Genomic DNA, 12,590 nt, shown 5'->3' with positions numbered 1-12,590 from the left:
CGAGAGAGGGGGAGAGAAAGTTACGCCGCCCTCGCATCATACGCGTACATGAAATCCATGCTCTTTGCGCCCAGCGGCAAGAGCCATTTGATCATCTGATTGCGAATGAACGCGCCGGCGGCGCTGAGTTCGCGCTTGTTGTTGCCGTTGCGGCGGGCGAGGGCGACGATCTTCTCGGCGCGGGGACGGCGCTCGGCCTCGAAGGCCTGGAAGGTGGCGCCGAGCTCCTGCCTCACTTGCATCAGGCGGGCGAGCCGCATTGCATCTTCGAGTGCGAGCGAGGCGCCCTGGCCGGCATGGGGGCTGGTCGCATGCGCGGCATCGCCGATCAGCAGTGAGCGCTTGCGCGACCAGGTCGGCAGGGTCGCGACGTCGAGCGTGTCGGTGACGACGATGTTCTCGGCCGCCTCGATGATAGCGGGGATCGGATCGTGCCAACCGTGATGAAAGCCGCGCAGATGCTGCTTCAGCGTCTGCTGGTCGAGGGCACGGAACATGGCGGCATCCATGCCGTGCGCCGGTTGCGTGCTCCACCACATCGCGCCGTCCTTCGGGTCCGGGCTGCAATAGCCGTAGCCGAAAAAGCCGCTCTGCCCGAACGTTGTCTCGACATTCCAGCCGGTCGCCCGGCCATTGAGGACTGCGTGGGGCACGAAGCCGCCGAACCCGATCAGGCCGGTGTTGAAGGGCTTTGGCCCATCCGGCACCACCTGACGCCGCGTAACCGAATGCACGCCGTCCGCGCCGATCAGGAAATCGCCCTCGGCGGTGGTGCCGTCGGCGAAATAGGCGATAATAGGCTGATCGCCGCGGTCCTCGATCTTGATCAGGCGCTTGTCGAAATACAGCGAGACGCAGGCGCACCAGGCCTTGTCGACCAACATCTCGTTCAGCGTGCCGCGGCAGACATTGACCGCGGGCTGGCCAAAGCGTCGCGCCATGTCGCGATTGATCGAGCCGAGCCGTCGGCCTTCTTGCGAGTAGAAGTCGAACGATTCCGCGATCGAGCCGCGGCTGATCAGCTCGCCGGCGAGCCCGATCTCGTCCATGACATGCATGCCGTTCGGCGCGATCTGGAGGCCGCCGCCGATGCCCTTGGAGTAGGGCCAGGCTTCGTAGATTGCCGATTCGATGCCGGCGCGGCGCAGCAGGATCGCGGCGACGGGCCCGGCGATGCCGGCGCCGATGATCAGGGCCTTGCGGGGACGATGAGACATTGGCTTGCTCCCGACGTTTCCGTGGTGCTAGGAGGAATTAAGGTCGGTAAATCTCTTAGTTACTAAGATATATATCGACTAAGATATGGGGCCGAGCTTGTCAAGGACGAAAGCGCGCATTGCGTTATTGGGTGAACTGGAAGAGTCGATGCGCCGGTCCTCCGCGCAGGGCGTGCTCTACGGACAAACCGTCGCGAACGTGGCTGGAATTGCCAATTCCGATCTCGAATGCATGGACATCCTCTATCTCGAGGGACGCGTGACCGCGGGCCGGCTTGCCGAGGTCACGGGGCTCACGACGGGCGCCATCACAGGGGTGGTCGACCGGCTCGAGAAAGCCGGGCTCGTGCGCCGCGAGCGGGACGAGACCGATCGCCGCAAGGTCTTCATCGCCGTCGTGCCGGAGGCCGCCATGAAGATCGGCCAGCTCTACGTGCCGATGCAGCAGGCGATGGAGAAGGTCTTCAGCACCTATACCGATGAGGAGCTGCGCCTGCTGCTGCGCTTCGCCAATGAGGGCTACAAGAGCATCCTTGCTGCGACCGCGACGCTGAAGGGGCTGCTCGACACACCGCCGGAGAAGCGGCCCGACCTCAAGCTGAAGAAGCGTCGTTAGTCTTGTAGGCCTGTGCGGCCGCGATCATGCCCCACATCGCGCCCAGCATCATCCAGAAGTGGCGCCAGTGGTCGGTGTCGATCACGAAGCTCTCGCCAACGGTGCCGACGAAGGCCGAGAACACTGCCAGATAAGCGCGCTGCCAGGGCACGCGGACGAAGATGTGACGGAAGCCCGTGATCACGGTGGTGAAGACCAGCGCGGGATAGCACACGCCGGAGAGCCAGCCGCCGGACATGAAGGCGTTCAAGTAGGAATTGTGGGTGTCTTCGGGGAAGAAGCGGTGGAATTGCAGCGGGCCGATGCCGAATGGCAGGTCGAGCGCCATTTCCGCACCCAGGATGTGCCGGCCGAAACGGCCGAAGCGGCCCTCGTCATAGCTCTGGTCGAAGCTTGCGCGCTGCTTGAACATCTCGGCGATGGAATCGAATGACAGCAGCACCGCGATCAGCGCAAGGCCCAGCACCACCGCGACGATGGCCATGATGATGATGCGCGAGCGCTGCGCATTGGTGCGGCTGGTCAGCACCATCAGCGCCAGCATGAAAGCCGAGGTCAGGAGCAGTCCGCCCCACGCGGCGCGGGAGAAGGCGAGCAGGATCGCCAGCGACATGATGCCGAAGGCGATGACATTGCGAGACGCCTTGAGCAGTTTGTCCGAGACGACGCTCTGGAGCGCAAACAGTGCCGGCAGGATCAGGAAGGCGCCGAGCACGTTCGGGTCCTTGAACGTGCCGCGTGCGCGCTCGTAGAGCGTCAGCAGATCGTGGCCGCCGGGAACGAGGTTGAAATAGCCTGATATGGCCGAGAGTGATGCGATCATGGCGCCGACCACAAGGCCGCGGCGCAGCATGTCCAGCCGCGCGGCCGTGTCCTCCGAGGTGACCATGGCGAAGAAAACCACGGTCACGGCCATGTACCAGGAGGTCGCGATCCAGCTCACGACCTCGGACTGTGCATACAGCGGGATCGCGCTGATGGTGTAGCCGAAATTGAGCAGGACCAGGGCCAGCACCAGCGGCATCAGCACGAGCCTGAGCCGCAGGCCTGTCGCGAAGAACGTCACGGTGGCGAGCAGCGTCGCGATCTCGTAGGGGCTCGGCTCGATGAAGACGATCGCGCCGGACGCGCCGACCAGCCACACCAGCGCGCGCTGAAGGGCCAGCACGCCGGGCGCAGCCGGTGCGGCTGCGGTCATTTCCCCGGCTGTCGCCGCATACGCCATCAGGCACTCACGCTATCGGTACGCCACAAACACTCTGTCATGGACCCGGCCTTTCCGGGGCATGACCACAGCTCAATACGCGTTCTCGTTCTTGGTCAGCAGCGAGATCGGCGTCTTCAGGAGAATGAAGAGATCGAACAGCACCGACCAGTTCTCGATGTAGTAGAGGTCGAACTCGACGCGCTTCTGGATCTTCTCTTCATTGTCGATCTCGCCGCGCCAGCCGTTGATCTGGGCCCAGCCGGTGATGCCGGGCTTGACGCGGTGGCGCGCGAAATAGCCGTCGACGGCCTCGTCGAACAGGCGGCTCTGGAGCTTGCCCTGCACCGCGTGCGGGCGCGGGCCGACCAGGGAGAGATTGCCGGACAACACCACGTTGAAAAGCTGCGGCAGCTCGTCGAGGCTGGTCTTGCGGATGAAGCGGCCGACGCGGGTGACGCGCGGATCGTTCTTGGTCACGACCTTCGACGCCGTCGGGTCGGCCTGGTGGTGATACATCGAGCGGAATTTGTAGACGTCGATGCGCTCATTGTTGAAGCCGAACCGCTTCTGGCGGAACAGGACCGGGCCGGGGCTGTCGAGCCTGACCGCGAGCGCCACCAGCGCCATCACCGGAAGCGCCGCAAGCAATGCCAGGCCGCCGACGAGGCGGTCGAACAGCCATTTCATGACCAGATCCCAGTCGGTGATCGGCGCTTCGAACACGTCGAGCGTCGGCACCTCGCCGAGATAGGAATAGGAGCGGGGACGGAAGCGCAGCTTGTTGGTGTGCGCCGAGAGGCGGATGTCGACCGGCAGCACCCAGAGCTTTTTCAGCATCTCCAGGATGCGCGTCTCGGCCGAGATCGGCAGCGCGAACAGCACGAGATCGACCCGGGTGCGGCGGGCGAATTCGACGATGTCGTCGACCTTGCCGAGCTTGCGCGCGCCGGCGCAGGTGTCGAGCGCGCGGCTGTCATTGCGGTCGTCGAACACGCCGAGCACGTGGATGTCGGAATCCGCCTGCGCCTTCAACGCCTCGACCAGCTCCTCGCCGTTGCGGTCGGAGCCGACGATGATGGTGCGGCGGTCAAGCCGGCCCTGGCGCGCCCAGCTGCGCACCAGCGAGCGCAGGACGAGACGCTCCGCAATCAGCGCGGCAAGGCCGAGGAAGTAGAAGGCGGCAAGCCACAGCCGCGACAGCTCGCTGCCGAACTTGGCAAAGAAAGAGATGCCGATGAACATCAGGAAGACGAACGACCAGGACGAGATCATCCGCGTCATCTGACGAAGCTGACCGCGGAAAAGCTGAACCTGGTAGATGTCGGCCGCCTGAAAACAGACCACGGCAGCGACCGCGACGGCGACGATCTCGGCAGGATAAGCCCAGCTGAAGCCGGACATCGGCATGACATAGCCGACATAGAGCGCGACGCCGACGAAGCTCAGCAGCGCGAAATCGAGGGCGCGCACGGCGCCGGCGATCACGATCGGCGAATAGGCGCGGGCAACTTTCTGGTTGACGACTTCGAGCGCGGCCGGAGTGAGGCGACGGCGGCGTTCGACAAAGGACTGGTCAGTCGCCTGGGCCGCGGCGCTGGTCGCGGCATCGAGCATCGAGCGTGCGTTGAGCGTTTCCACGGGCGTCCACGTCCATTCCAAAGACCCGCGACGCAGTAATGCGTTCCGGGCAAAGCATCCCCTGGTCGCCTGGAGTATCGGACAAATCGGAAGATTCTCTAAAGCAGGCGGAGAAATAGTTAATGATTGGCAAATGCGTCGCGGTAGCCGGCGAGCACGCCGTCGACCATCGCCTGCTGGGAGAAATGCGCCGAGATGCGCTCGCGCAAGGCGGATGCGCGCTGCGCGGTTCCCTGCGGGTTGTCGAGCGCGGCCGCGATCGCCTCGGCCATGGCTTCGGCGTTGCTGGCTGTGAACAGCGCCGGGCTCTCGCTGCCGAAAATCTCGGGAATGCCGCCGACGCGTGCCGCGATCATGGGGATGCCGGCGGCGCCGGCCTCGATCACGACATAGGGCATGGAATCGCCGCGCGAGGGGACGACCAGCAGTCGTCCCTTGGAGAAGCCGTAGCGCGCCTTGACGTGGCCGATGAAGCGGATCGCGCGCGTCAGGCCGAGCCGCTCGACCTGCGCCTTCAGCGTGGCTGTCTCCTCGCCATCACCACCGAGCGTCAGCGTGACCTTCTTGCCGCTCTCATGCAGCCGGGCCACCGCATCGACCAGAAGATCTGCGCCCTTGATGTGCCTGAACTCGCCGACATAGGCGAGATCGGTCGCGTCATCGGCGATGATAACAGGCTCGAACTCCTCCGGTGTCACACCATTGAAGACGCAATGCACGACGCCCTTTGGGGTGCCGACGATGCGCTGGTAGGTGTCGCGGGCAAAGGCGCTCTCGAACAGGAACAGATCCGTCGAGCCCATTAGCGTGCGTTCGAGACGGGCGTAAAATTCGCCCTTCAATGTGTGCAGCGGATAATGCAGCGAGCCGCCATGCGGGGTGTAGATGCGGATGCTGTCGTTGGAACGCCGTCGCATGCGGACGAAGGCCCCGGCTTTGGCGCCGTGGCCGTGCATGACGTCGGGTTTGAGTCGGCCGATCAGGCGCTGCATCCGCAGCCACACCAGAAAATCATCCGGCGAGGGCTCGCGGCGGATCGCGAGCCGGTGCACGCCGAGCTTCAGGCGCGGTGCAAGCTCCGCCAGCGCCTTTTCGGCGCGCTCACCGCCGGTGAGGCTGTCGGCGAGAATGCCGACATGGTGACCGCGATCGACCTGGCCGTTGGCGAGGTCCAGGATGTGGCGGAAGATACCGCCGACCGGCGCGCGCACCGCATGCAGAATTCGAAGCGGCTGGTCAGGAGAGGGGGGCATGATCAAAACCAGCGCTCGACGCCAACAAAGCTCTCGAAATATCAAGATGAATTAAGGGGCCTCGTGGTTAACAAACGGTGACGAGGCTGCGTGCGTCGCTCGCAAGTTGTCTCGATTAACCCAGCGGCAACCTTAATGGAGTGTAATCGGCTCCATTGAGGTACACGAGTGGCGTTGCCCTGCGGGAGTGTTCGATGCGTTTAGCGTTCTGGCGTGCCGGCAAGGACAAGGCCGTCGTCGAGCGGGCCGTTTCGAAGGCCATACCCGGGGCAAAGCCGGGGGGCGACGCCAGGCCCGCGCCCGATGCCGCGAAGCCGGCGTCAGCCGAATCAGGTGACATCGACCTCCATGCGCTCGGCGGCGCGCTTGCGCGCAAGCGCGGCTGGATCATCGTGCCGACTGTGTTGGCGCTCGTCGCGTCCGTCGCCATCGTCAACCTCATCACCCCGCGCTACAAATCCGAGTCGCGCATCCTGATCGATGGCCGCGAGAACGTCTTCCTGCGCCCGAGCAGTGATCGCAGCACCGAGGAACGGCAGGCGCTCGACCCCGAGGCCGTCACCAGCCAGGTCCAGCTCGTGCTGTCGCGCGATCTTGCGCGTGAGATCATCAAGAAGAACAAGCTGGCGGAACGGCCGGAATTCGATCCGGTTCTGCAAGGCATTTCGCCGCTGAAGTCGCTCGCAGCGCTGGTCGGCATCGGCCGGGACCCGTTCTCGATGACGCCGGAAGAGCGTGTGCTTGACGCTTATTATGATCGCCTCCAGGCTTACGCCGTCGACAAGTCGCGCGTCATCGTGGTCGAGTTCCAGTCGCAGGATCCCGAGCTTGCCGTCCGTGTCGCCAACTCGATTGCTGACGGCTATCTCGTGCTCCAACAGAATGCGCGCCAGGATCAGGCGCGCAACGCCAGTCAGTGGCTGTCGGGCGAAATCGAAAATCTGCGCAAGAAGGTTTCCGAGGCCGAAGCCAAGGTCGAAGATTTCCGTTCGAAATCGTCGCTTTTCGTCGGCACCAACAATACGACGCTGTCAAACCAGCAGATGGGCGAGGTCAACACCCAGCTCAACAATGCGCGTGCGCTGAAGGCCGATGCGGAATCCAAGGCGCGGCTGATCAAGGAGATGCTTCAGAGCGGCAAGCCGATCGAGGCATCCGAGGTCGTCAACTCCGAGTTGATGCGGCGCCTGTCGGAGCAGCGGGTAACGCTGCGCGCACAGCTCGCCGAACAGTCGTCCACGCTGCTCGGCAATCATCCGCGCATCAAGGAATTGAAGGCGCAGCTCGGCGACCTCGACAATCAGATCCGCGACGAGGCGGCCAAGATCTCGCGCTCGCTGGAAAACGATGCGCGGATCGCCGGCGGCCGGGTCGACGGCCTGACCACGAGCCTCGAACAGCTCAAGAGGCAGGCGACCTCGACCAACGGCCAGGACGTGCAGCTTCGCGCGCTGGAGCGAGAAGCCAAGGCGCAGCGCGACCTGCTCGAGACCTATCTTGGCAAGTACCGCGAAGCCAGCACGCGCGAGAGTATCGATTCCGCGCCGGCTGAGGGTCGCATCATCTCGCGCGCCATCGTCTCCAACATGCCCGCCTATCCGAAGAAGCTGCCGATCGTGCTGATCGCGACGCTGGCGACGCTGCTGCTGTCGTCCGGTCTCGTCGTCACCGGCGAGCTGCTGCGCCAGACCGCGCCGCGCGCCGTCGCCACGCTCGCGCCCGCGGCGGTTCGCCGCGCGCCTGCGGTTGACGAGGCGGAGATGGATCCGGCGCCGCTCCAGCCGGGCATCACGGCCGATGCCGATGTCAGCGCGCTCGCCGAGATCGGGCAGCTGGCCGAGAGCCTGAGGGCAGCCGGGGCCAACGCGAAAAAGGTCACCGTCCTCGGTACCGCCTCGGGTGAGGCCATCACGCTTTCAGCGTTGACGCTGGCCCGGCATCTGGCGCGCGACGCGCGCGTCGTGGTGATCGATCTCGCCGCATCCTCGCCGACCTTTGCTGCCGTCTCTGTCGACGCTTCGGCGCCGGGCCTTGCCGAATTGATGCAGGGGCAGGCTTCGTTTGCGCAGGTCATCACCCGCGACAAGCTCTCGCGGCTGCATCTGGTCATGGCCGGCCGTCCCGGCTTCGACCACAGCCTGCTGCAGTCGCCGCGCGTGACGCTTGCGGTCGACGCCCTGTTGCGCGCTTACGACTATGTGGTGCTCGACGCCGGCACCGCTTCCGAGCTGCCGGCCGATCTCTTGACGGCGAATGCCCGCGCCGTCGTGGTTCCCGATGCCTCGATGGATACCGATGCGCGCACGCTGATGTGCGAGCAGCTCAAAGCCGTCGGCTTCAGCGACGTGACGATGCTGGCCCGGCCGGTGCAGACGTCGGATGCCGCTGAGACGCCGCGCGTGGCGGCGGCGTAGGTCCGAGAGAAGGCGGCTCCCAGGCGATAGAGTTAGAGCCGGGTCTGCTACCCGAACGCCTGCCGCAACCTGCGCGCCAGGTCGAACAACATCTGGTTCTGCTTCACCAGGCGCTTGCCGCGGTTCAGCGAGGACATCGCCATCGCAACGAGCCTGCCGCGTGAGGTCAGCGGCACGAAGCTGTCGAAAATGTCCTCGTCGCTCTTGCAGAACATGCGCTTGTAGTCGTCCGAGCCGATGCCGAGGTCGAGTGCGTGGTAGCCGCGCTCGCCGCAGCGGTCGATAATGTAGCGCATCAGGATCAGGCCCGGGCTATAGCGGGCGTGCTCGGACAGCGTGTAGGTGTTGAACATCATCGAGAAGCGCTGACCGTCGGCGACGCCGGCGAAGATCGCGATCACTTCATCGTCGCACTCGAGCGCATGGATGTCGATGACACGGCCTTCGCCACGCGGAGCATGGCAGGCGCTGCGGATGAATTGCTCGACGCCGGGGTCGGCAAATACGTTCGGCAGCTTCTGCTCGGCCATCCTTGCCGGCTTGATGCGGAAGAACCAGTCGAGCAGGCGCGTAACGTCCGCCTCCGTTGTGGCAAGGTGATAGCGGTAACCGGAGAGCGCCTGGAGCTTCTTCTCCTTGCTCTTCAGCCGGCGGCGGAACGAATTGGTGATCCGGGATGCCGGCGGCCCGCCCGGCTCCATCACGAGCAGCGGGCAGCCGTTAATGGGGCTCTGCTGCGACAAGAGAGCGAATGGGTTCTGCTGATCGTGCCAGCGCTTCGGCTGCTGAGTCAGAGCGAGGACGTCCACCTGATCGCGCAGCGGTGCAAACAGCGCATCGAGATCGGCGGCAACGACTTGTGCCGCGAACTCGGCATTCCACAAGCCCATGTTGAACGTGGTGTGCTTGCCGCCCATGAAACAAGCCGTACGCACGCCGTGGCCTTGGCGCAGTGCGAGCGGAAGCAGGGTGAGGGGATTGTGCTCGGTGTCACGGGCGATCACGACGAAGGGGCGGGCGCCTTCGTGGCTTCCGACCAGCCGCTGCCAGGGGCTCAATAAATCGAACCGCTGATAGGGGGTGGAAAGATGGCCGGGCTCTTCGAAAGCGCGCCAGACTGCCTCGGCCTGGCCGAGATCAGTGACGACCTCGACATGCGCGATGCGGCTCGCTTTCGACCGCGCTGGCGATTCTGCCGTCGGGCTTTGCATCGCCGCAGCCATGGTCATTCGCGAAACCTGTCGAGAAAGCTGAAAAATACCCAGTTCGGCCTGTGGCCGACCTTTGCAAACAAATGTCAACAAAGGGTAATGACAGTGGCCGACGGTACGGGCTGCCGGCGAGCGCGAAGGTGGGATATTGGCATCCGACGACAGATGGCTGGAGCGGTTGCGGCTCGAACTGGCATGGTTCAGCGGCCAGCCCTTGCTGCGCAGCCGCGGTGCAGGCGCGATCCTGCACCTTCAGCACGTGCGTCCTCGCCGGAGCGGTGCATTCCAGCCGCTGCGCGAACACGAGGTCACGCCACAATTTCTCGACCGTGCCATTCGCGCCCTCAAGCGCTGGAACTATGACTTTCTCGGCATGGACGAGGTCTGCCGGCGCGCCGTGACACTGCCGGAGAAGCGGCGCTTCGTTGCGCTCACCTTCGACGGCGCATCCAAGGACCTCATCAGCTTTGCCTTTCCGGTGCTGGCGCGCCACGCCGTGCCGTTCACGCTCTACGTTCCCACCGCGTTTCCCGATGGCGTCGGCGAAGCGTGGTGGCTCGGGCTGGAGCAGGTGATCGCGCGCGAGAGCCGGATCAGCCTGATGATGGGCGACAAGGAACAGCGCTTCACCGTGACCGGTATCGCCGAGAAGCAGGCATTGTTTTCGCATCTCGAGGGCTGGCTGCGTTCGCTCTCGCCGGCGGATCTGTCGGTTGCGATCGCCGATCTCTGCACACGTTATCGCATCGATCTCGCCGCCCTCTCGCGCGAGGCATCGATGGACTGGGAGGATCTGGCCAGGCTCGCTGCGGATCCACGGGTGACGATCGGCAGCGCGACCGTGAACTATCCCGTTCTCGCCAACATGAAGGACCCGGCCGCGCTGCGCGAGATGACGATGGGCAAGGCGGTCGCGGAAGCATCGTTCCGCCGCGAGATCCGACATCTGGCGTTTCCGTTCGGCGACCGCGCTTCGTTTCGACGCAACCATGTCGTGATGGCGGAGGAGGCCGGCTTTGTCAGCGCCGTCTCGACGATCCCGGGAATCGTGGATTCGGAAGGGCGGACCAATCTGCGCGCGTTGCCGCGGATTTCCTGGGACGGCAGGGTGCGCTCGCTGCGCATGCTGCGGGTGCTGGTGTCGGGAGTTGCCTTCGCGCCGGTGAAACCGACGGGCAGCGCTACGAGCTAGAGGCTACGAACCGGATTTGGCGCGATCAGGCCGCTGCATCCAGCTCACGATTGGCATTGCCGGCAGCACCCAGCCCATTCCAACCACCACGTAATAGATTGCCTGCCGCCATCCGGACTCGGCGATCCATGGCATCTGCGCCGCCGCCATGCCGAGCAGCGCCCAGACGGTGGCCAGCATCAGGAGCAGGATGGCGCCGAGGAACTTGCGTGTGCAGATCGTCATAGCGGGGACTTGCGGCTTTCGCGTAACTTGCGCTGCGGGAGCGGGGGACTATAAGGGGCACGCAGTCCGGTTCAAGCCTTCAAGTCCTGGTTTTGCCTCTGAAATGACGACGATTTCCGCCCCGACCAACCCGCATCGCGCCGTGCGCTGGTGGCTGATCACCGTGGCCGGCCTGATCGCGCTGATGGTGCTGGTCGGCGGCGCGACACGACTGACGGAATCCGGTCTCTCGATCGTCGAGTGGAAGCCGGTCACCGGCAGCCTGCCGCCTATGTCGGAGGCGCAATGGTCGGATGCCTTCGAGGCCTACAAGAAGATCCCGCAATATCGCGAGCTCAACGCCGGGATGTCGCTCTCCGAGTTCAAGCAGATCTTCTGGTGGGAATGGAGCCATCGGCTGCTCGGCCGTTTCATCGGCGTCGCCTATCTGCTGCCGTTCCTGTTCTTCCTGTGGCGCCGCGGTCTGTCCGGTGAATTGAAGCGGCGGCTGTGGCTGCTGTTCGCGCTCGGCGGCCTCCAGGGGGCGGTTGGCTGGTGGATGGTGGCATCCGGGCTCTCAGAGCGGGTCGAGGTGTCGCAATATCGGCTGGCCACGCATCTGGTGCTGGCGCTGCTGATCTTTGCCGGCATCGTCTGGACGGTGCGACGGCTTGCTGATCGGCCGCAGCTTGCAGTCCCAGTGCGATTGCGGCTCACGAGCGCCATACTGGTGGTCGTGACCTTCATTCAGATCTATTTCGGTGCGCTGGTCGCAGGCCTGCGCGCGGGACGCGCCTACAACACCTGGCCGCAGATCGACGGGGCGTTCATTCCATCCGCAGAGCGGCTATGGTTTGAGACGCCGTGGTGGCGCAACATGTTCGACAATGTGCTGACGGTGCAGTTCGAGCACCGCATGGCGGCTTACTTGCTGTTCACGCTGGCGGCCCTGCACGCATTCGATGCGGTGCGCACGCGGGCCGGCTCTGCAGCGAGCGGTGCGCTGTGGCTGCTCGCGGCCGTGAGCCTGCAGGCGGTGCTCGGCATTCTGACGCTGCTGAACCAGGTGCCGATCGATCTCGCACTGTCGCACCAGGCCGTTGCGATCGTCGTGCTGGTGTTGGCGGTGATGCAGGCGGAACGGCTGGCGTCGCGGCAATCGACTGAGGCGCAATTGCTTGCGGTCCCGGTCGGCTGATCACTCTCAGCCCGGCGATCAGCAATATCCATAGATGCCGCACGAGTAGGGCAGGCGCCAGAAATAATCGACCTGCTTCCCGCCATAATACGAGCCCTGATAGTCGTAGTCCCAGGGACGCCCGTAATAGCCTGGCAGCGTGTGCGAGCCCGGCAACAGCGGCGTTCCGGGCAGATTGCTGATGTAGCTGCCGACGCCGTCGGCCGGCGAGATCAGCGCATCCGGATCGGTCTCGACATAGACCTTTGGTGGAGCTGTGGCCCGTCGCTTCGGATGAGCAGGCAGATCGGCGGCAATTGCGGCTGAAACCGTCAGCGTTGCCGCAAGGGCAGGTACCATCCAGCGCAGCATCATCGGCTCCGAATCAAAGGTGATCCAGTGATGATGTATGGAGCACGTATGGTTAATGACTGTTAACCGGCGCAGTCGTTCCGGGGCGG

General features: G+C 64.5%; 11 protein-coding genes. 4 read left to right on the top strand and 7 right to left on the bottom strand.

Going from position 1 to position 12,590, the window contains the following annotated elements; all coding sequences use genetic code 11:
* Positions 1-20: 20 nt before the first annotated feature.
* Positions 21-1,217, bottom strand: coding sequence for an FAD-dependent monooxygenase (locus M2427_RS08945; RefSeq protein ID WP_280705881.1), 1,197 nt, complete (start codon positions 1,215-1,217; stop codon positions 21-23).
* Positions 1,218-1,365: 148 nt separating this feature from the next.
* On the opposite strand from M2427_RS08945, the gene M2427_RS08940 reads away from it, so the two are divergent.
* Entirely contained in the window at positions 1,366-1,833 is a 468-nt protein-coding gene (locus tag M2427_RS08940; RefSeq protein WP_280705880.1) for a MarR family transcriptional regulator, read from the top strand.
* Here the strand turns inward: M2427_RS08940 and M2427_RS08935 are convergent.
* From M2427_RS08935 to M2427_RS08925, 3 genes are all read right to left on the bottom strand, one after another.
* Positions 1,811-3,058, bottom strand: coding sequence for an O-antigen ligase family protein (locus M2427_RS08935; RefSeq protein ID WP_280705878.1), 1,248 nt, complete (start codon positions 3,056-3,058; stop codon positions 1,811-1,813). The genes M2427_RS08940 and M2427_RS08935 overlap by 23 nt on opposite strands.
* A 72-nt stretch (positions 3,059-3,130) precedes the next feature.
* Positions 3,131-4,678: an undecaprenyl-phosphate glucose phosphotransferase gene (locus tag M2427_RS08930; protein WP_280705877.1), complete on the bottom strand. Its 1,548-nt coding sequence runs from the start codon at positions 4,676-4,678 to the stop codon at positions 3,131-3,133.
* A 119-nt stretch (positions 4,679-4,797) separates the two neighbouring features.
* Positions 4,798-5,931: a glycosyltransferase family 4 protein gene (locus M2427_RS08925; RefSeq protein WP_280705876.1), complete on the bottom strand. Its 1,134-nt coding sequence runs from the start codon at positions 5,929-5,931 to the stop codon at positions 4,798-4,800.
* Positions 5,932-6,125: 194 nt separating this feature from the next.
* On the opposite strand from M2427_RS08925, the gene M2427_RS08920 reads away from it, so the two are divergent.
* Complete coding sequence (locus M2427_RS08920; protein ID WP_280705875.1) at positions 6,126-8,345, top strand: exopolysaccharide transport family protein; 2,220 nt, start codon at positions 6,126-6,128, stop codon at positions 8,343-8,345.
* Positions 8,346-8,392: 47 nt separating this feature from the next.
* Here the strand turns inward: M2427_RS08920 and M2427_RS08915 are convergent, their stop codons facing one another.
* Complete coding sequence (locus M2427_RS08915; protein WP_280705873.1) at positions 8,393-9,574, bottom strand: GNAT family N-acetyltransferase; 1,182 nt, start codon at positions 9,572-9,574, stop codon at positions 8,393-8,395.
* A 130-nt stretch (positions 9,575-9,704) separates the two neighbouring features.
* Between M2427_RS08915 and M2427_RS08910 the strand changes: the two genes are divergently transcribed.
* Positions 9,705-10,748 (top strand): polysaccharide deacetylase family protein, encoded by a 1,044-nt coding sequence (locus M2427_RS08910; protein ID WP_280705872.1) that lies wholly within the window; start codon positions 9,705-9,707, stop codon positions 10,746-10,748.
* 3 nt (positions 10,749-10,751) lie between these two features.
* Here M2427_RS08910 and M2427_RS08905 read toward each other — a convergent pair whose 3' ends face one another.
* Positions 10,752-10,973 carry a DUF2842 domain-containing protein gene (locus tag M2427_RS08905; RefSeq protein ID WP_280705870.1) on the bottom strand — a complete coding sequence of 74 codons (222 nt, stop codon included), beginning with the start codon at positions 10,971-10,973 and terminating at the stop codon, positions 10,752-10,754.
* A gap of 103 nt (positions 10,974-11,076) precedes the next feature.
* Between M2427_RS08905 and M2427_RS08900 the strand changes: the two genes are divergently transcribed.
* A complete protein-coding gene (locus M2427_RS08900) occupies positions 11,077-12,150 on the top strand; it encodes a COX15/CtaA family protein (protein ID WP_280705869.1) in 1,074 nt (357 codons plus the stop codon).
* An 18-nt stretch (positions 12,151-12,168) separates the two neighbouring features.
* Here the strand turns inward: M2427_RS08900 and M2427_RS08895 are convergent, their stop codons facing one another.
* Positions 12,169-12,501: a hypothetical protein gene (locus tag M2427_RS08895; RefSeq protein ID WP_280705867.1), complete on the bottom strand. Its 333-nt coding sequence runs from the start codon at positions 12,499-12,501 to the stop codon at positions 12,169-12,171.
* Positions 12,502-12,590: the final 89 nt, after the last annotated feature.

The organism is Bradyrhizobium sp. BR13661 (genome assembly GCF_029892425.1).
Classification (GTDB): domain Bacteria; phylum Pseudomonadota; class Alphaproteobacteria; order Rhizobiales; family Xanthobacteraceae; genus Bradyrhizobium.
This window is presented reverse-complemented; position numbering and strand designations above follow the sequence as displayed.